Raw genomic sequence first — 18,162 nt, forward strand, 5'->3', positions numbered from 1 at the left:
GGGCGTCGTCGTCCGTGGCTCAGGTGACGAGCTTGTAGCCGAGCCCTCGCACCGTCACGAGGACGGCCGGCTGGCTGGGGTCGCTCTCGATCTTGGAGCGCAGCCGCTTGACGTGGACGTCGAGCGTCTTGGTGTCGCCGACGTAGTTCGCCCCCCAGATGCGGTCGATCAGCTGCCCCCGGGTGAGGACGCGGTCGGGGTTGCGCAGGAACATCTCCAACAGCTCGAACTCCCGCAGCGGCACGGCCACCAGCTCGCCGTCGACGTTCACCTCGTGACGCTGCGTGTCCATGACGATGCGCCCGACGCTGATCACGTCCGCCGCCTCCTCGCCCTCGCCGCCGACGAGCTCGCCCCGCCGGCGCAGCACCGCCCGCATCCGCGCGAGCAGCTCGCGGTAGGAGTAGGGCTTGGTGACGTAGTCGTCGGCGCCGAGCTCCAGGCCGACCACCTTGTCGATCTCGTCGTCCTTCGCCGTCAGCATGATGACCGGGACGTCGCTCGTGCGTCGCAGCTCGCGACACACCTCCGTGCCGTCCATGCCGGGCAGCATCAGGTCGAGCAGGACGAGGTCGGCGCCGCCCTGACCGAAGAGCTCGACGGCCTCGGTGCCCGAGGCCGCCTGGACGACGTCGAAACCGTCCTTCTCGAGGCGGTAGGCCAGCGGGGCGCGGTAGGACTCCTCGTCCTCGACGAGCAGGATGCGGGTCATGCGGGTCCTTCCGTTCGGTGGCGCCCGGTGACGAGCGTGCCGGTGGTCGCGTCGGCGGTCGACGCCGGGGCGTCCTCGCCGGAGGAGGGGTCGGTGGGACGGGCCGCGGGGATGCGGAGGGTGAAGGTCGAGCCGCGGCCCGGCGTCGACCACACCGTGACCTCGCCGCCGTGGTCGGCGGCGACGTGCTTGACGATCGACAGACCGAGGCCGGTGCCGCCGGTCTGGCGCGACCGGGCGGGATCGACGCGGTAGAAGCGCTCGAACACCCGCGGCAGGTTGGTCGGGTCGATCCCGATCCCCTGGTCCACGACGGCGATCTCGACCAGGTCGTCCTCACCGTGCCGCACGGCGACGGCGATGCGCGTCCCCGGCTCCGAGTAGCGCAGCGCGTTGTCGAGCAGGTTGCGCAGGGCGGTCACCAGCAGCGCCGGGTCACCGTGGACGGCGAGGTCGCCGCCCCGGCCGGCGCGGATGGCGATGTCGCGCGCTCGCGCCTCGACCCCGGCACGCTCGACGGCCTCGTCGACGATGTCGTCGACGAGCACGCTCCGCGCCTCGAGCTGGACGTCGGCGTCCTGCAGCCGCGAGAGGTCGATGATGTCCTGCACCAGGCCGGACAGCCGACGGGACTCGCGTCCCATGCTCTCGGCGAAGGTCCGGACGGCCTCGGGGTCGTCGGCCGCGTCGGTGATCGTCTCGGCGAGGAGGGCGATGGCCCCGACCGGGGTCTTCAGCTCGTGGGACACGTTGGCGATGAAGTCCCGCCGCACGTCGTCGAGCCGGATCTGCGCGGTGCGGTCCTCCGCGAGGATGAGGACGCGGCCCCGCGTCAGCGAGACGACCTGGACCGAGGCGACGAAGCGGCCCGACCCGACGGCGGGTCCGCGGGGCAGCGACAGCTGGACCGCTCGCGACCCACCCTCGAGCCTCGCCTCCACGACCAGCCCGACGAGCTCGGCGTGCGCGAGGCGACCACCGCGGATGATCCCGAGGGCGTGGGCGGGGGCGCTGGCCCGCAGCACCTCGTCGTCGGGCCCGAGCACGACCGAGGTGGAGGGGAGGTGCGCGAGCAGGCTCGACAGGTCGCTGCCGACGTCGGCGTCCGCGCTCCCCCGCTCCTGGGACGAGCGCTGGGCCCGCTCGCTCAGCCGGAACGAGAGGACGCCGACGACGATCACCAGCAGCGCCAGCAGCACTGCGGTGACGATGCCCAACGAGTCACTCACGACCCTGACCCTACGACCGCGCCGCACCGACCGCAGACCGGGTCCGCGCCGCGCGGCGGGTGTTCATCCCGGCATCACCCGTCGTTCACCTCCTCGTCCGGTTGTGACAGCATCGGCGTGGCAGTCTCTGGCGGAAGGCACGACCGGCACGGCCGGACACGAACTGAGGAGCACACGGTGCGGGAGATCTTTCGGCAGGACCTGGAGCAGGTGGGCGACGACCTGGTCCTGATGGCACAGAAGGTGCGCACCGCGATGTCCGACGCGACGGCGGCGCTTCAGAACGGCGATCTGGCCCGCGCCGAGCGCGTGATCGCCTCCGACCACGAGATCGACCAGGTGCACGACTCGCTCGAGGCGCAGTGCGTCACCCTCCTGGCCCGCCAGCAGCCCGTCGCGACGGACCTGCGCATCGTCGTGACCGGCCTGCGGCTCTCCGCGACGCTCGAGCGCATGGGCGACCTCGCCCGCCACGTCGCCGACGTCGCCCGCGGCCGCTACCCCGACCTCGCCCTGCCGCCGATGGCGAAGGACCTCTTCGACCAGGTCGTCACGGCGGTCAACGCCGTGGCGAACGACGTCGTCGACCTCCTCGAGGGCCACGACCTCGCGCTGGCGACCCGTGTGCTCGAGGACGACGACAAGCTCGACGCCCTCCACAAGGAGACCTTCCGCCTGATGCTGGCGCCGTCGGCCGACGTCACCGGCCTCACGGCGCAGCAGCTCGTGGACATCACGCTCCTGGGCCGCTACTTCGAGCGCTTCGGCGACCACTCCGTGTCGGTCGCGCGCCGCATCATGTTCCTCGTCACCGGCGACCCGAGCGCGCACGTCGAGGCCGTCCAGAGCTGACACCTCCCGCACTCCCCGCGTACGGCGAAGGCCCCGTCCACCCGGACGGGGCCTTCGTCGTGCGTGCGGTCGGTCGTGGCGCGGGGTCAGCGACCCTGGTTGGCCACGGCGGCGATCGCGGCGGCGGCAGCGTCGGCGTCGAGGTAGGTGCCACCGGCCTTGACGGGCACCAGGTTCTCGTCGAGCTCGTACACCAGCGGGATGCCCGTGGGGACGTTGAGCCCGGCGATCGTGGCGTCGTCGATGCCGTCGAGGTGCTTGATGATCGCGCGGAGCGAGTTGCCGTGGGCGGCCACCAGGACGGTCTTGCCGTCCTTCAGGTCGGGCACGACGGCGCTCTCCCAGTAGGGCAGGGCACGGACGAGCACCTGGGCCAGGGCCTCGGCGCGCGGGATCGGCTCACCGGCGTAGCGGGCCTCGCTGTCCTGGGAGTACTCCGAGCCCAGCTCGATGTCCGGCGGCGGGACGTCGTAGGAGCGGCGCCAGAGCATGAACTGCTCCTCGCCGTACTCCTCGAGCGTCTGCTTCTTGTCCTTGCCCTGGAGCGCACCGTAGTGACGCTCGTTCAGGCGCCAGGAGCGCTTGGTCTCGATCCAGTGGCGGTCGGCGGAGTCGAGGGCGAGGTTCGCCGTCGTGATCGCGCGGCGCAGGAGCGACGTGTGCACGACGTCCGGGAGGATGCCGGCCTCGGCCAGCAGGCGACCGCCGCGCTTGGCCTCCTCGACGCCCTTCTCGGACAGGGCCACGTCCACCCAGCCGGTGAACAGGTTCTTCGCGTTCCACTCGCTCTCGCCGTGGCGGAGCAGTACCAGGGTGTAGGTCATGCCTCCATCATGGCGCACGACGGCGACGCGTGCAGGGCCCTTCTGCTCCTCGGGCACCCCCGGGTGACGTCATCGGGGCGGGGACGCCGAAGGCCCGCACCTACCGGTGCGGGCCTTCGGTGGAACTGTGCGACGGCGGTGCCGTGCTGGTCGGGGCTCGTCAGTGCGCAGCCTCGTAGGCCTCGCGCACCTCGGCCGGGATCCGGCCCCGCTCGCTGACCGTGTGGCCGTTCTCCGCCGCCCACGACCGGATGGTCGACGCGTCGGAGGACCGGCTCGCGCGGCCGCGGCCTCGAGGGGCGGCCGTGGCCTGCTTGCGACCGCCGGAGCGGCGACCCGCGCCGACCCAGGGGGCCAGGGCGTCACGCAGCTTGGCTGCGTTCGCGTCCGAGAGGTCGATCTCGTAGCTCGCTCCGTCGAGTCCGAAGCTCACCGTCTCGGCGGCGTCTCCGCCGTCGATGTCGTCCACGAGGACAACGCTCACTCTCTGCACCATGAAGTTTTCCTCCTGTCCGCATTCCGGCGAAACCCGGAATGCGGCACCACACTGCCAAGTGAAAACACCATTGTCAATCAGAGATTGCTAGGAAATCGTCAGTTCTCGATTACTGCTGTGATTCCCGACGCAGCTGCTGCTCCTGCGCAAGTCGCTGTGCGCGTTCCTTGCGATCGGCCTGAATCATCGAGCGGACGACGATTCCGAACAGCGCGAGCACACCGATCGACGGCACCAGCGCACCGAGATTCGCCCAGAAGTCCGACATGCCGCTCAGCCTACGCCCGGCCCGCGGACGGCTTCACCAGCGGGAACAGGATCGTCTCGCGGATCCCGCGACCCGTGAGCGCCATGAGGAGGCGGTCCACGCCCATGCCCATCCCGCCCATCGGCGGGAGCGCGTGCTCGACGGCCCGCAGGAAGTCCTCGTCCAGGAGCATCGCCTCGGGGTCGCCCGCGGCCGCGAGCAGCGCCTGCGCCTCGAACCGCTCGCGCTGGACCACGGGGTCGATCAGCTCGGAGTACCCGGTCGCGAGCTCGAAACCGCGGATGTACAGGTCCCACTTCTCCGTGACGCCCGGCTTGCTGCGGTGCGCGCGCGTCAGCGGCGAGGTGTCGACGGGGAAGTCCCGCACGAACGTGGGCGCCACCAGGTGGTCGCCCACGAGGTGCTCGAACAGCTCCTCGGCGACCTTCCCGGGGGTCGGCGCCTTGCCCGAGACGTCCAGTCCGAGCTTCTCCGCGTGACGGTGCAGATCGGCGAGCGGCACCTCGGGGGTGATCTCCTCGCCCAGCGCGTGCGAGACGGAGTCGTAGAGCGAGATCTGCGCCCACTCGCCGCCGACCTCGTAGGGCGTGCCGTCGGCGAGCGTCACCGTCGTCGTGCCGAAGACGTTCTGGGCCGCCTCCTGCACGAGCCCCTGGGTCATCGCGGCGATGCCGTCGTAGTCCGTCCAGGCCTCGTAGGCCTCCATCGCGGAGAACTCCGGGCTGTGGGAGGAGTCGACGCCCTCGTTGCGGAAGTTGCGACCGATCTCGTACACGCGATCGACCCCGCCGACCACGGCCTGCTTGAGGAACAGCTCCGTGGCAATACGCAGGTAGAGGTCCACGTCGAACGCATTCATGTGCGTGACGAAAGGACGCGCGGCAGCGCCACCGGCAAGCGTCTGCAGCGTCGGGGTCTCGACCTCGACGTAGTCGCGCGCGTGGAAGGACTCGCGCAGGGAACGCATCACTCCCGCGCGAATGCGCACCATGTCGCGCGCGTCGGGACGGGCGATGAGATCGAGATAGCGACGACGCACCCGCGTCTCCTCGCTCGTCTCCTTGTGCAGCGTCGGCAGCGGGCGCAGCGCCTTGGACGCGAGCGTCCAGGAGGTGGCCATGACCGAGAGCTCGCCGCGTCGCGAGCTGATGACGCGGCCCGAGACGAACAGGAAGTCGCCGAGGTCGATGTCGGTCTTGAACGCGGCGAGCCGCTCCTCGCCGACCTCGGCCAGCGACAGCATCGCCTGCAGCGTGGTGCCCGAACCGTCGGCGATCGAGACGAAGCAGAGCTTGCCGGTGTTGCGCAGGTGGACCACGCGGCCGGCGACGCCGACGACGTCGTCCGTCTCCTCGCCCTGCTCCAGGTGCGCGTACCCCGCGCGGACGGCGGCGATCGTCGTCGTCACCGGAACCTCGACCGGGTACGGCTCCACGCCGTCGGCCAGCAGCCGCTCACGCTTGTCCTTGCGCACCCGCACCTGCTCGGGATCGGCGCCGAGCTCGAGCTCGACGGCGTCGACGCCCTCGGCGTCGTCGGGGGCGGACGGGAGGGGGCTGGGCGTGTCGGTCACCCCCAGATCCTACCGAGGGGCGACGTCGGGCTCCCCCGCGTCGTCGCGGCCGACGGCGCCGCCGACCACCAGCGGGGTCGTGTCGATGAGCCTCACCCCGTCGACGACGGCGGCCACGACGTAGGTCAGCTCGCCGGCCTCGTCCGGACCGGCCGGGAGGAACGTCGTCGGGGTCACGAGATCGGCGTAGTCGAGCGCGACGCCGTCGACGCCCGTCACCTCGGCGCGGGCGGCGCGGAGCACGGCGGTCACGTCGCCCCCGGCGCCGGCGATGCGTCGCGCGGCCACGACCGAGCGCGACAGGGCCAGCGCCTGCTCGCGGCCCGACGGCGTCAACCGCGCGTTGCGGCTGGACATCGCCAGCCCGTCGGCCTCGCGGGCGACGGGGGCGGCCAGCACCCACAGCGGCATCGCGAGCTCGGCGACCATCCCGCGCACGACGGCGAGCTGCTGGGCGTCCTTCTCCCCGAACACCGCGACGTCGGGCTGCGTGAGGTGGAGCAGCTTGGCCACGACGGTGAGCACGCCGTCGAAGTGCCCGGGCCGGGACGCCCCCTCGTACCGCCTGGCCACGGGGCCGGCGACGACGCCGGCCGCGCGCTCCCCCACGCCGTCGGGGTACATCTCCGCCACGCCGGGGGCGAAGACGAGGTCGGGGGCGTCGGGGCCGAGGCTCCCGAGTGCCGCGAGGTCGCCCTCGAGCGTGCGCGGGTAGGCCTCGAGGTCGCGCGGGTCCCCGAACTGGGTCGGGTTGACGAAGATCGTCACGATCACGTGGTCGGCGGCCGTGCGGGCGGCCCGGACCAGCCCGAGGTGGCCCTCGTGCAGCGCCCCCATCGTCATGACGACGGCGACCCGGCCGCCGAGGCGCGCCCGCGCCGCCCGCAGGTCGGCACGGGTGCGGACGACGGCGGTGCCCGCGGCGGTCGCGACGGCCGCCGGCAGCGCGGGGCCGGGGTGCTCGCGCAGCAGGCGCTCGAGCTCGGCGGCCCGGTCGTCCGAGATGCGTCCGGCCTCCCGGGCGAGCAGCGCGGTGGAGCGGGCGAGGGCGCGGTAGGCGGCGCCGGTCGCCAGCGCGTCGTCGGTGCCCGCGAGGGCGTCGAGGTGGCCGGACACCGTGCCGACGTCGCCCCGGCTGACCGGGCCGGTGAGCGCCTGCTCCCCCGCCGTGAGCGCCCCCTCGAGCGCGGCCCGGGTGAGCGGACCGAGGAGCCGGGCGCCGTCGTCGACCCCCGCCTCCTCGAGCACCCGGCGCGCCTGGACCAGGAGCGTCACGAGGTGGTTGCTCGCGTGGCTGAGGGCCGCGTGGTACGCGCCGCGGGCGGCGTCGGCCAGGAGCACCGGCTCGCCCCCGATCTCGACGACGAGCGCCTGCCCGATGGGCTGGACGGGCGCCGGGGCGGTGACGGCGAACGGGGCGCCCTCGAGCCGCGAGAGGTCGAGTGAGGTGCCGGTGAAGGTCATGGCCGGGTGGACGGCGAGCGGGATCGCCCCCGCCTCGAGGGCGGGCCGGAGCACCTCGACGCCGTGCCGACCGCTCGTGTGCAGCACGATCTGCCCGGGCCGGAACCCGCCCTGGGCGGCGATCCAGGCGGCGACGGACGTGATCGCGTCGTCGGGCACCGTCAGGAGCACGAGGTCGCTGGCGCGCGCGACGTCGACCATGTCGAGCACGGGGACGCCGGTCAGGAGGGTGTCGATGCGGTCGAGGCTGTCGGGCGAGCCGCCGCTGGCCCCGACCACCTCGTGGCCGACCTGGCGGAGCGCGCTGCCGAGCACCGCCCCGACCCTGCCCGCTCCGACGATCCCGACGCTGAGCCGTCCCGGCCGCTGAGAGTTCACCCCACCATTCTCGCGCTCGCGGGGATCAGGACCGTCACCTCCGTGCGGCCGGGCTCCGAGGTGAGGGTGATCGTGCCGGCGTGGGCGGTGACGATCGCCTCGACGATCGCGAGGCCGAGGCCGGTCGAGCGTGCGGCGCCGTCGCCACCGCCGCGCGCCGCGTCACCGCGGGAGAACCGGTCGAAGATGCCGGGCTGCTGGTCGGCCGGGATGCCGGGGCCGTCGTCGCGCACCGTGATCCTGACGTGGGCGTCGGTGCGGTCGAGGCCGAGCGTGACCGTGGTACCGGCGGGGGTGTGGACGCGGCAGTTGGCGAGGAGGTTGACCAGCACCTGGCGCAGTCGCGCCTCGTCACCGCGAACCAGCAGCTCCTCGAGCCCGCCGTCCTCGGGCAGGTCCAGGCGCCAGACGTGGTCGCGACCGGCGGCGTGGGCGTCGGAGACGGCGTCGGCAGCGACGGCGACGAGGTCGACGTCCGACTCGACGATCTCGCGGCCGGCGTCGAGCCGGGCGAGGAGCAGGAGATCCTCCACGAGCGCCTGCATGCGGCGGCTCTCGGACGCGACCCGGGTGACGGCGTGCGTCGAGTCCGCCGACAGGTCGCCGTGGCGGAGCACGAGCTCGGAGTAGCCGCGGATGGAGGCCAGCGGCGTGCGCAGCTCGTGCGAGGCGTCGGCGACGAACTGCCGCACCTGCTGCTCGCTCGCGTGCCGGGCCGTCAGCGACGTCTCCACGTGGCCGAGCAGCCGGTTCAGCGCGGCCCCGACCTGGCCGACCTCCGTGCGCTCGTCGGTGTCGGCGTCGGGCACGCGCTCGTCGATCGCGACCACGCCGCGATCCAGCGGCAGCTCCGAGACCCGGGTCGCGGTCTGCGCCACCCGGTCGAGCGGGCGCAGCGAGCGGCGCACAAGCCAGGTCGCGAGCGCCGTCGCACCGACGACGACGGCGAGGCCGACGACGACCTCGACCCCCACGTAGCTGCTCAGGGTCGCGGCCGCGGTGCTCCAGGGCAGCGCCGTCGCCATCCGCGATCCGTCCTCCCGCTCGACGGTGAGGGCGCGATAGGTGCCGAGGCCGTCGATCTGGATCCAGGTCGGGCTCGCGCCGGCGGCCAGCACCTGGCCGGCCTGGTCGGGGGTGAGCTCCTGCGGCTGGGCCGAGTCGTCGAGGTAGCCCGCGGCGACGACGGCGCCGTCGCGCTCCTCGACGACGACGGTGCCGACCGCCTGGCCACGGACGTTGAGCCCGGGCGGGCCGTCGTCCCACGGGAAGGGGGCGGCTCGCCCGAGGAGTCGGTCGAGCCGGTCTGCTGGCCGCCGGACTGCCCCGGCGGGGAGCCGAGGCCCTCCCCGCGCCCCGCCCGCGCTCGCTGGCGCTGAGGAGCGCGTCGTCGACCCGCCCCGCGAGTTCCGCGCGCAGGCTGACGGCCGAGAAGACCCCGAGGATGACGGCGACGAGGAGCGCGACGAGGGCGACCAGCGCGATGAGCTGCGTGCGCAGCCGGAGCGGGCGAGCCGTCACGTGGTCGGGCCCGTCGGCACCGCGGGCTTGAGCACGTAGCCGGCACCGCGCAGCGTGTGGATCATCGGCTCGCGGCCGGCGTCGATCTTGCGGCGCAGGTAGGAGATGTAGAGCTCGACGATGTTGGCCTGGCCGCCGAAGTCGTACTGCCAGACGCGGTCGAGGATCTGCGCCTTCGACAGCACCCGACGCGGGTTGCGCATGAGGTAGCGCAGCAGCTCGAACTCGGTGGCGGTCAGCTGGACCTCGACGCCGCCGCGACGCACCTCGTGCGAGTCCTCGTCGAGCGTGAGGTCGCCGACCTCGAGCACGGCGTCCGGCCGCTGCGCGAGCGCCCCGAGCGGCGCATCAGGGCGCGCAGCCGGGCGACCACCTCCTCGAGGCTGAACGGCTTGGTGACGTAGTCGTCGCCGCCGGCGGTCAGACCGTGCACGCGGTCCTCGAGCGCGTCACGCGCGGTGAGGAAGAGGACGGGAACCGTGTGGGTGGCGCGGAGCCGACGCAGCACCTCGAAGCCGTCGAGGCCGGGCATCATCACGTCGAGCACGACGACGTCGGGATCGAGGTCCTTCGCCGCCCTGAGCGCGGCGTGCCCGTCGGGCGCCGTCTCCACGCGCCAGCCCTCGTAGCGCAGCACGGTGGCGAGCAGCTCGCGCAGGCTCGCCTCGTCGTCGACCACGAGCACGCGCAGCGGCCCGCCGTCGGGACGGGTGAGGACCTCGGCGGGGGCGCCCTGCGCGGCGGTGGTGGGCGTGCCCGAGGGGGCGGACGTGGTCGACATGGGAGACATCATGCTCCCGCCACCCCCGGCGGTTCCTCGGTGCCACCTGTGCGCTTCCTGTGAGCCCCACGCCCGAGCGGGTTCCGCCATGATGTCGGTCATGGCCTACGACCTCCCTCCTCCCCCGTACCAGGCACCGACCCCGCCACCGGCGTACTCCGCCGGGCCCGGTGCCACCGACGTCCCGCTGGACCAGCCGTTGTACGGGGCGACGTTCCGCCAGGCGCTCAGCCGCTTCTTCCGCAAGTACGCGGTCTTCACGGGCCGCGCGAGCCTGTCGGAGATGTGGTGGGCCTACCTGGCCCAGGTGCTGGGTGTCGGCGTCTTCTACGTGCTGCTCATCGTGCTGAGCGTGTCGCTCACCGACCCCAGGACCGGGGAGATCCCCGACGACCGCGCGTGGCCCATCGCGATCCCCGGCCTCTTCCTGCTCGTCATCACGCTCGGCACCTTCCTGCCGATGCTCGCGGTCATCGTGCGCCGCCTGCACGACACCGGACGCCCCGGCTGGTGGTACCTGATCACCTTCGTCCCCCTCGGCAGCATCGTGCTGCTGGTGTTCCTGTGCCAGAACAGCACGGTGACCGGGTTCGCCTTCGACAGCCGCAACGGGCAGCCGAGCCTGGCGGTGAACCCGATCCTGCGCGGCCAGGTCGGCGGGTTCGCCCCCGGCGGCTGGGGCGGGCCCGCGGGCTACGGAGCTCCTGCGTTCGGCCCGCCGCAGGGCGGACCCGGGTACGGCCAGCCCCCGCAGGACGCGCCCACCTACGGCCAGCCCCCGCAGGACCGCCCGTACTGACGGCGGGACGCGAGCGCGACGACGGCCGCCACCCCTCGGGTGGCGGCCGTCGTCGTGCTCGGGGCCCCGAGGCCGGGGTCAGGGCTCAGGGGTCAGGGCTGCGGCGGCCCGCCGACCTCGGCGGACGCCGTCGGGGCCGCCCCGGCCGCGGGCTCGGGCGCCGCCCCGTCGGCCGCCTCGTCCCGGTGCATCCACCGCTCGGGTCCGGCGGACCGACGCGCGCTGCGCGCCCGCTCGGCCTGCTCGACGAGGAGCTGGGCCGCGACGCCGGCGTCCAGGTGCGGCAGGCTCGGCTCGATCGAGCCCGAGCTGTGCGGCGTGAACGAGACCAGGCGAAGACGACGCTCGAGCGGGCCCTGGGTGACACCGAGGGACTGCGTGCGCTCGTGCGGCACGATCGAGAGCTCGCGGAAGATGCGTCCCTTGCGCAGCGCGATGACGCTGCCGAGCACGCGGAACGCGTTGCGCCGGTAGGCGATCGGGTCGAGCCACCGGGCGCGACGCGGTGACGGGACCCAGCCCTCGCCGTCGTCGATCCCGGTCAGCCCGGCCTGCAGGACGGGCAGGTCCTCGTCCTCGAGCTCGGGGACCGCGAGCCTGATCAGCATGATCAGCTCGTCGCTCGATCCCACCGGCAGGAGGACGTCGGAGGTCTCGGTGCCGTCCGAGGAGGTCCCCTGCGAGGCGAGCGTGAGCCGGGCGCGCCACCAGCCGAAGCGGCGCCAGATCGGCCCCTGCAGCACAGTGAGCGCCTGGATCCGCCCCGGCGGGATGGTGCGGGCCTTGGTCTCCAGCAGTCCGTGCCGGACGCGGAGGCCGTCGGGCGACGTGGCCACGCGGAAGTTGAACTCCGTGGAGAACCGGCTCCACAGGAAGCCGACGGCGCCGAGGAGACCGAAGAGGCTGCTGAAGATCCACTCGCCGCCGCCGCTGAGCAGGCCACCCACGACCACGCCCGTCACGCCGAGGACGACGCCGACCGTGGCTCCGTGCGCGAGGAGCGAGCCGACGAGACGCCCCGCCGGCAGGGCGAACACCTGGTGCTCGGGCGCCTCGGGGGCCAGTCGCCGGCCGGCCGGGCGGGCCGGGCGGGCCGGGTTGGCAAGGTTGGCCGGTTTGGCCGGGCCGGTCGGGGCGGCGCCGTCGACCGCCGGGGCGGTCACGCCGTCGGCACCCACGACCGCGTCGGCGACCTCCGCGGGCGAGGTGGCGCCCTCGAGGTCGGCGTCCTCGACCGAGTCGATGTCGACGCCCGCCGCGCGGGCCAGGATCTCGTTGCGGACGTCGCTGGCCTCGTCCATCGTCAGGTAGGCCAGCGACATGTTGGCCTCGGCGCCGCCGGCCGACTCGACCTTGATGCCGGCGAAGCCGAAGATCCGGCCGAGGATCGGCTGGGTGACCTCGACGGCCTGGATGCGGGTCAGGCGCGCCACCCGCTCCTTGCGGAAGAAGATCCCGGAGCGCTGGACGACGGCCTCGGTCGTGATCGCGTACTCCGTCCGCCGCCAGGCGAAGTAGGAGTAGGTCAGGCCGATGAGGGTCGCCACGAGGATGACGCCCGCGAGGATGAGGACGAGCGTGAGGACGGGGAGGTCGATGCGGAGCAGGTCGTCGAGCCCCTGGATCACGAGGATCACGACGAGCGCCGCCGCGATCTTCCAGGCGTTCAGGAGCGGCGTCACCCGGTGCAGGCGACGCCAGGCGGTCCCGTCGACCGGCGGGGTTCCCGCCGGGCCGGGCTCGGGCGGGAGGGCGGCGTCGGTCACAGCCCGGCCAGCCGCGACTCGCCGAGCTGCGTGAGGCGGTCCTTGAGCCGCGCGGCCTCGGCGCTCAGCAGACCCGGGATCGTGGCGTCCGTGCTGGCCGAGGCGGTGTGGAGCTTGACCTCCGCGATCCCGAGCCCGCGGGTCAGCGGGCCGGAGGAGACGTCCGTGAACTGCATGCGGCCGTAGGGCACCACGACGAGCGTGCGGAACAGCACGCCCTTGCGGACGAGCAGGTCCTCGTCGCGCTCGGCGTAGCCCACGGCCCGCACCTGACGCGGGACGAGCCACACGGTCCACACGAGCAGCACGGCCACGACGACGGCCGCCGTCCACACCCAGCCACCGAAGATCACCCCGAGCACGATGCCGGCGACGAGCGGGAGGCCCAGCCAGATCGCGGCGGTGATCAGGCGCGCCCTGATCAGCTTGTCGGAGACGCGGACCCAGGTCACGCCGTCGGGCTCGAACGGATCCTGCTGCGGAAGACTCATGGCCCACATGGTGCCAGGTGGGCCCGTGCCCGTGGGGGCCCGGGGGCGCGAGTCCCCCGGCGTCTCAGCCCGTGGCCGGTCCCTGACCCGGGGTGTCGTCGTCCTCGGGCACGCGGCACCAGTGCTGGGCCACCAGGCCGGCGACGACGCAGGCGAGCGCGGCGGCCGCCGTCCCGCCTCCCACGAGGGCGTCGGCGCGGGCCGCGGGGGCCCCGAGCCGGTCCAGGACGGCGGCGGTCTGCCCGAGCCCGGCGCCGACGGCGAGCGCCCCGACGTAGGAGGCCGACATCGCGAGGGCGGCCACGCGCGACGCGGCCACGGCGTCCATCGAGACCTTGCCGGCCACGAACCGTCGCACGCGCCAGCCGAGCGCCAGCACGATCGCCGCGAAGGCGGCGAGCAGGACGATGAGGATGGACGGCGGCGGGACGGTCCGTCCCGCGCGCTCGAGCCACCGCAGCGCGAGCAGGGTGACGACGAAGCCGACGACGGCGATCGCCAGCAGGTGGCTCGCCCGGGTGCGTTCCATCAGAGGGCCGACCGCGACGAGGTCACTCGTACCAGTCGAGCGCGAGCCAGCGGACCTGCTCGCGGTCGGGCGCGGTCTCGGCCAGCACGACGACGGGGCCGCCGCCGAGACCGGGCAGGATCGCCTGCGGCTCCAGCTGGGCCCACGGCACGAGGACGGTGGCGCTCGAGTCGACGCCGGGGAGCGGGAGCTCGACGCCGTCGTGGACGCCGACGAGGTCGCCGACGGTGAGGATCTCGACCTCGACGCCGGACCGGCTCGCCGACGCGAGCGTGATCGCCTCGGCAAGGTCACCCGGGCCGAGCGTGGTGCGGACGGTGACGACGGCGGAGTGCAGGTCGCCGCCCCGGGTCGTGGTGCGCGCCAGCGGGGACACGCCGGTCACCTCGATGCCGGCGGCGGCGCCGAGGGCGCGCACGGTGCCGGCGAGCTCGGTCTGCGCGGCACCGCCGCGGCCGGACAGCACGAGGCGGGCGGGCAGCGGGGCATCGACGCTCGGGCGGCGGGACTGGACGGCCTGGAGCGCGGTCGGCGGGACGAGGTCGGAGGCGGGGCCCGGTTCGGGCTCGGGGTCCGGTCCGGGCTCGGCGGCAGGGGCGGGCGCAAGCTCGTCCGCGATCTCCGGGGGCAGCGTGCGGACGGTCGTGCCGAGGTCGGCCTGGTCGATCTCAGGCTCGATCTCGGGCTCGTCGGCGGGCGCCAGCTCGTCGGCCGGGGCAGGCTCGACGGCGGCCGCCTCCCGCAGCGAGCCGACCTCGGGTTCGAGGTCGGAGCTTCCCGCCGTCGCGCCGCTCGGTGCGAGAACGGGAACGGGTGAGGCAGGGGCGGCCGACGCGGCGGTGGCACCGGCCGCGAGGGCCCCGGCCCCGAGGGCACCGCCGGTGATGCCCGCCAGGGTGCCGGGGACGTGGTGCTGGGCGACGCCGCGACCGCTGACCAGCGAGTCGAAGTCGGGGGCGGCGTCGTGCTCGGCGCGATCACCGCGGTCCTCGACCGGCTCGACGGCGGCCGGCTCGGCCTCGAGGGCGTCGGCCTCGGGGTGCGAGGTGTCGTCGTCCGCGTCCAGCTCCACGACGGGAACCGGCGCGAGGGGGACGGGAGCCACGGGGACGGGCGTGGGCACCGCAACCGGCGCGGGCGCCGACGGCACCACCGGGGCGGAGACCGGAGCAGGAGCCTCGACGGGCGTGGCCGAGACCGACGGCGTGGCAGCCGCAGCCACTGCGCCGCCCTCGTGCGCGACCACGCGACGGGGGCGCCGGATGCTGACCTCGACGTCGAGCACGGGCACGCCGAGCGAGGCCTCGGGGCGGTGCAGCGTCACCTCGACGGCGTCGACGTCGACCGCGTCGCGCACGGCGCCCGCCACACCCTCGGCGCGTGCGAGCAGCGACGGGTGGGTCCAGGAGAGCGCCTCGGCCGCCGCCCTGGCGGCGGCGGCGAGGTCGATCTCGTGGTCGGCGTGCAGCACGAGATCGGCGAGGAACGGCTCGTAGCGCTCGGCGTCGCCCGCGGTGGCGGCCACGACGCCGCGACCCGCGAGGCCGACGATCCGGAAGGTGTCAGTCACGTTCCCCACCCTAGCCACGCGGAGCGCCCAGGCACCGGTCGGACGACCTAGACGTCGGGCGTGGCGTCCGGCGGGAGCTCGCCGATCGCCTCGGCCGGGTGCTCGGAGCTGGCGGCGGCCGCCTGGTCCTGCGGCAGGGCGTCGGCCTTGCCGGCGGCGATCTCGGCGGGCGTGGAGACCGGCGGGCGGCTGCTCACCGGACGCGCGGTCGAGGAGTGCCAGACGGGTCGCGGCTCGCGCTTGACGACCGGACCGAAGACCTCGGCGAGGGCGGCCTCGTTCAGCGTCTCCTTCTCGAGGAGCTCGAGCACGAGGGTGTCGAGCACGTCGCGGTACTCCGTCAGGACGGCCCAGGCCTCGTCGTGGGCGTTCTCGACGAGACGGCGGACCTCCTCGTCGACGATGCCGGCGATCTCCTCGGAGTAGTCGCGCTGGTGGCCGTAGTCGCGACCGAGGAAGACCTCGCCGTCGGACTGGCCCAGGCGCAGCGCTCCGACGCGCTCGCTCATGCCGAACTGCGTGACCATCTTGCGGGCCGTGGCGGTGGCCTTCTCGATGTCGTTGGAAGCACCCGTGGTCGGGTCGTGGAAGACGAGCTCCTCGGCGACGCGGCCACCCATCGCGTAGGCGAGCTGGTCGAGCAGCTCGTTGCGGGTGGTGGAGTACTTGTCCTCCGCCGGCATGACCATCGTGTAGCCGAGGGCGCGGCCGCGCGGCAGGATCGTGACCTTCGTGACCGGATCCGTGTAGCGCATGGCCGCGGCGACCAGGGCGTGACCGCCCTCGTGGTAGGCCGTGACCTTGCGCTCGGCGTCGTTCATCAGGCGCGTGCGCTTCTGCGGGCCGGCGATGACGCGGTCGATGGCCTCGTCGAGCGCGCGGTTGTCGATGAGCTGCGCGTGCGAGCGGGCCGTCAGGAGCGCGGCCTCGTTCAGCACGTTCGCCAGGTCGGCGCCCGAGAAGCCCGGGGTGCGCTTGGCGACGGTGGTGAGGTCGACGTCGGCCGTCATCGGCTTGCCGGCGGCGTGCACCGCGAGGATCGCCTTGCGGCCCTTGAGGTCGGGCGCCTCGACCGTGATCTGGCGGTCGAACCGGCCCGGGCGCAGCAGCGCGGGGTCGAGGATGTCGGGGCGGTTGGTCGCCGCGATCATGATGACGTTGGCGTTCTTCTCGAAACCGTCCATCTCGACCAGGAGCTGGTTGAGCGTCTGCTCGCGCTCGTCGTGACCGCCGCCGAGCCCGGCGCCGCGCTGGCGGCCGACGGCGTCGATCTCGTCGATGAAGATGATGGCGGGAGCGCTGGCCTTGGCCTGCTCGAAGAGGTCGCGGACGCGCGAGGCGCCGACACCCACGAACATCTCCACGAAGTCCGAGCCGGAGATCTGGAAGAACGGGACCCCGGCCTCGCCGGCGACCGCCTTGGCGAGCAGCGTCTTACCGGTTCCGGGGGCGCCGTAGAGCAGGACGCCCTTCGGGATCTTCGCGCCGACGGCCTGGTAGCGCTCGGGGTTGGCGAGGAAGTCCTTGATCTCCTGCATCTCCTCGACGGCCTCCTCCGCGCCGGCGACGTCGGCGAACGTGACGTCGGGGTTCTCGCGGTTGACCTGGCGCGCCTTGGACTTGCCGAAGTTCATCATCCTCGAGTTGCCGCCCTGCATGCGGGACATGACGAACCAGAAGACCGCGATGATGATCGCGAGGAAGATGAAGGTCGACAGGAACGACGACCACCACGGCGTGGACGGGACGACCGAGTTGAAGCCCTTGTCGGGCTCGGCGGCGGCGATCAGGTCGGAGACCTCGTCGGCCTGCGGCGTGACGTAGTAGAACTGCACGCGCTCACCGCGGTCGGTGCCCTCGGCGTCCTCGAACGCCTCGGTGAGGGTGAGCTGGACGCGCTGGTAGCCCTCGGTGATCTCGGCCTGCTCGACGGTGTCACCGCCGAGCAGCGCGATGCCGTCGGAGGTGTCGATCGTCTGGACACCCCCTCCGCGGAGGAAGTTCAGTCCGATCAGGAGGATGACGACGGGGAGCAGGATCCACAGCAGGGGCCCACGCGCGAGCTTCTTGACGTTCATGTAGCGGGCCTGGCGGCCCTTCCTTCCGATCGCTGATACTGCAGCGACTCTAAGCGACCACGCGTCACGGGACGCGCGGTGTTCGCTCAGCGCTGCACCGAAGGAGAACGAGAGCGGGCGCGATAACGTTCCCGGTCGCCGTCGGGAACACCCCGTCCCGTCGCGAGCTGTCGGCCTCGGCGGCGGGGGCCGGAGGGGCGATCAGCCGCCGTAGACGTGCGGCGCGAGCACCGCGACGAACGGGAGCTGGCGGTAGCGCTCGGCGTAGTCGAGGCCGTAGCCGACGACGAACTCGTTGGCGATGTCGAAGCCCAGGTAGCGCACGTCGACCTCGACCTTGGCCGCCTCGGGCTTGCGCAGCAGGGTCGCGATCTCGACGGACGCCGGCCCGCGCGAGCGCAGGTTCTCGATCAGCCACGACAGCGTCAGACCGGAGTCGATGATGTCCTCGACGATCAGCACGTGCTTGCCGGTGAGGTCGGTGTCGAGGTCCTTGAGGATCCGCACGACGCCGGAGGACTTGGTGCCGGCACCGTAGGAGGACACGGCCATCCAGTCCATGGAGACGTCGGAGCGCAGGTGGCGCATGAGGTCGCTCATGACCATCGCCGCGCCCTTGAGCACGCCCACCAGGAGGATCTCCTCACCGGCGTAGTCGGTGTCGATCTCCGCGGCCATCTCCGACAGGCGCTGCCGGATCTGCTCCTCGCTCACGACGATGTTGACGAGGTCGCCGCCGACCTCCGGGTAGCTCCAGGCCTGGTTGCTCACGGCTCCAGCGTTTCACACTCGCGACGGCGGGGGCCAACCGCCGGGCGAGCTCGCACCCGC

16 protein-coding genes and 1 pseudogene are annotated in these 18,162 nt (G+C 73.3%); 2 read left to right on the forward strand and 15 right to left on the reverse strand.

What is annotated here, in order from left to right:
- Positions 1-19: 19 nt before the first annotated feature.
- The gene (locus C8046_RS07955; RefSeq protein WP_109228974.1) at positions 20-712 is read right to left on the reverse strand and encodes a response regulator transcription factor; all 693 of its coding nucleotides are present in this window, start codon (positions 710-712) and stop codon (positions 20-22) included.
- On the reverse strand, positions 709-1,941 hold the full coding sequence (locus tag C8046_RS07960) for a sensor histidine kinase (RefSeq protein ID WP_109228975.1): 1,233 nt from the start codon (positions 1,939-1,941) through the stop codon (positions 709-711). Before C8046_RS07960 ends, C8046_RS07955 begins: the two co-directional genes overlap by 4 nt.
- Positions 1,942-2,118: 177 nt before the next feature.
- Between C8046_RS07960 and phoU the strand changes: the two genes are divergently transcribed.
- Positions 2,119-2,793 (forward strand): phosphate signaling complex protein PhoU, encoded by a 675-nt coding sequence (phoU, locus tag C8046_RS07965; protein ID WP_109228976.1) that lies wholly within the window; start codon positions 2,119-2,121, stop codon positions 2,791-2,793.
- A gap of 86 nt (positions 2,794-2,879) precedes the next feature.
- Here phoU and C8046_RS07970 read toward each other — a convergent pair whose 3' ends face one another.
- From C8046_RS07970 to C8046_RS08000, 7 genes and pseudogenes are all read right to left on the reverse strand, one after another.
- Positions 2,880-3,617 (reverse strand): phosphoglyceromutase, encoded by a 738-nt coding sequence (locus tag C8046_RS07970; protein ID WP_109228977.1) that lies wholly within the window; start codon positions 3,615-3,617, stop codon positions 2,880-2,882.
- Positions 3,618-3,777: 160 nt separating this feature from the next.
- Positions 3,778-4,113 (reverse strand): histone-like nucleoid-structuring protein Lsr2, encoded by a 336-nt coding sequence (locus C8046_RS07975; RefSeq protein WP_109228978.1) that lies wholly within the window; start codon positions 4,111-4,113, stop codon positions 3,778-3,780.
- A 109-nt stretch (positions 4,114-4,222) separates the two neighbouring features.
- Positions 4,223-4,381: a hypothetical protein gene (locus tag C8046_RS18650; protein ID WP_199224415.1), complete on the reverse strand. Its 159-nt coding sequence runs from the start codon at positions 4,379-4,381 to the stop codon at positions 4,223-4,225.
- Between the two features lie 10 nt (positions 4,382-4,391).
- Positions 4,392-5,954 carry a lysine--tRNA ligase gene (gene lysS / locus C8046_RS07980; protein ID WP_109228979.1) on the reverse strand — a complete coding sequence of 521 codons (1,563 nt, stop codon included), beginning with the start codon at positions 5,952-5,954 and terminating at the stop codon, positions 4,392-4,394.
- A gap of 9 nt (positions 5,955-5,963) precedes the next feature.
- Positions 5,964-7,796: a pantoate--beta-alanine ligase gene (gene panC, locus C8046_RS19950; protein ID WP_109228980.1), complete on the reverse strand. Its 1,833-nt coding sequence runs from the start codon at positions 7,794-7,796 to the stop codon at positions 5,964-5,966.
- Complete coding sequence (locus C8046_RS07990; protein WP_235866225.1) at positions 7,793-8,914, reverse strand: sensor histidine kinase; 1,122 nt, start codon at positions 8,912-8,914, stop codon at positions 7,793-7,795. The genes panC and C8046_RS07990 overlap by 4 nt, the downstream gene beginning before the upstream one ends.
- Before the next feature lie 399 nt (positions 8,915-9,313).
- Positions 9,314-10,098, reverse strand: a pseudogene (locus C8046_RS08000) (response regulator transcription factor).
- Positions 10,099-10,198: 100 nt separating this feature from the next.
- On the opposite strand from C8046_RS08000, the gene C8046_RS08005 reads away from it, so the two are divergent.
- Positions 10,199-10,897, forward strand: coding sequence for a DUF805 domain-containing protein (locus tag C8046_RS08005; protein WP_109230832.1), 699 nt, complete (start codon positions 10,199-10,201; stop codon positions 10,895-10,897).
- Positions 10,898-10,989: 92 nt separating this feature from the next.
- On the opposite strand, the gene C8046_RS08010 is transcribed toward C8046_RS08005, so the two are convergent.
- The 6 genes from C8046_RS08010 to hpt form a co-directional block, all read right to left on the reverse strand.
- The gene (locus tag C8046_RS08010; protein WP_109228982.1) at positions 10,990-12,663 is read right to left on the reverse strand and encodes a PH domain-containing protein; all 1,674 of its coding nucleotides are present in this window, start codon (positions 12,661-12,663) and stop codon (positions 10,990-10,992) included.
- Positions 12,660-13,154 (reverse strand): PH domain-containing protein, encoded by a 495-nt coding sequence (locus C8046_RS08015; RefSeq protein ID WP_109228983.1) that lies wholly within the window; start codon positions 13,152-13,154, stop codon positions 12,660-12,662. The genes C8046_RS08010 and C8046_RS08015 overlap by 4 nt, the downstream gene beginning before the upstream one ends.
- A 64-nt stretch (positions 13,155-13,218) precedes the next feature.
- On the reverse strand, positions 13,219-13,683 hold the full coding sequence (locus C8046_RS08020) for a DUF3180 domain-containing protein (RefSeq protein WP_109228984.1): 465 nt from the start codon (positions 13,681-13,683) through the stop codon (positions 13,219-13,221).
- Between the two features lie 22 nt (positions 13,684-13,705).
- Positions 13,706-15,253 carry a hypothetical protein gene (locus C8046_RS08025; protein WP_146197099.1) on the reverse strand — a complete coding sequence of 516 codons (1,548 nt, stop codon included), beginning with the start codon at positions 15,251-15,253 and terminating at the stop codon, positions 13,706-13,708.
- A 47-nt stretch (positions 15,254-15,300) separates the two neighbouring features.
- On the reverse strand, positions 15,301-17,331 hold the full coding sequence (gene ftsH, locus C8046_RS08030) for an ATP-dependent zinc metalloprotease FtsH (protein WP_109228986.1): 2,031 nt from the start codon (positions 17,329-17,331) through the stop codon (positions 15,301-15,303).
- 201 nt (positions 17,332-17,532) lie between these two features.
- On the reverse strand, positions 17,533-18,102 hold the full coding sequence (hpt, locus tag C8046_RS08035) for a hypoxanthine phosphoribosyltransferase (protein ID WP_109228987.1): 570 nt from the start codon (positions 18,100-18,102) through the stop codon (positions 17,533-17,535).
- Between the last annotated feature and the right edge of the window lie 60 nt (positions 18,103-18,162).

The sequence above is a fragment of the Serinibacter arcticus genome (assembly GCF_003121705.1).
Classification (GTDB): Bacteria; Actinomycetota; Actinomycetes; order Actinomycetales; family Beutenbergiaceae; genus Litorihabitans.

Excerpts from the sequence above, each read along its gene's own strand:
- C8046_RS18650 (WP_199224415.1), bottom strand. The coding sequence starts at position 4,381 with ATGTCGGACTTCTGGGCGAATCTCGGTGCGCTGGTGCCGTCGATCGGT.
- C8046_RS08020 (WP_109228984.1), bottom strand. The coding sequence starts at position 13,683 with ATGGAACGCACCCGGGCGAGCCACCTGCTGGCGATCGCCGTCGTCGGC.
- C8046_RS07955 (WP_109228974.1), bottom strand. The coding sequence starts at position 712 with ATGACCCGCATCCTGCTCGTCGAGGACGAGGAGTCCTACCGCGCCCCG.
- C8046_RS08015 (WP_109228983.1), bottom strand. The coding sequence starts at position 13,154 with ATGAGTCTTCCGCAGCAGGATCCGTTCGAGCCCGACGGCGTGACCTGG.
- C8046_RS07970 (WP_109228977.1), bottom strand. The coding sequence starts at position 3,617 with ATGACCTACACCCTGGTACTGCTCCGCCACGGCGAGAGCGAGTGGAAC.
- C8046_RS08005 (WP_109230832.1), top strand. The coding sequence starts at position 10,199 with ATGGCCTACGACCTCCCTCCTCCCCCGTACCAGGCACCGACCCCGCCA.
- ftsH (WP_109228986.1), bottom strand. The coding sequence starts at position 17,331 with ATGAACGTCAAGAAGCTCGCGCGTGGGCCCCTGCTGTGGATCCTGCTC.
- C8046_RS07975 (WP_109228978.1), bottom strand. The coding sequence starts at position 4,113 with ATGGTGCAGAGAGTGAGCGTTGTCCTCGTGGACGACATCGACGGCGGA.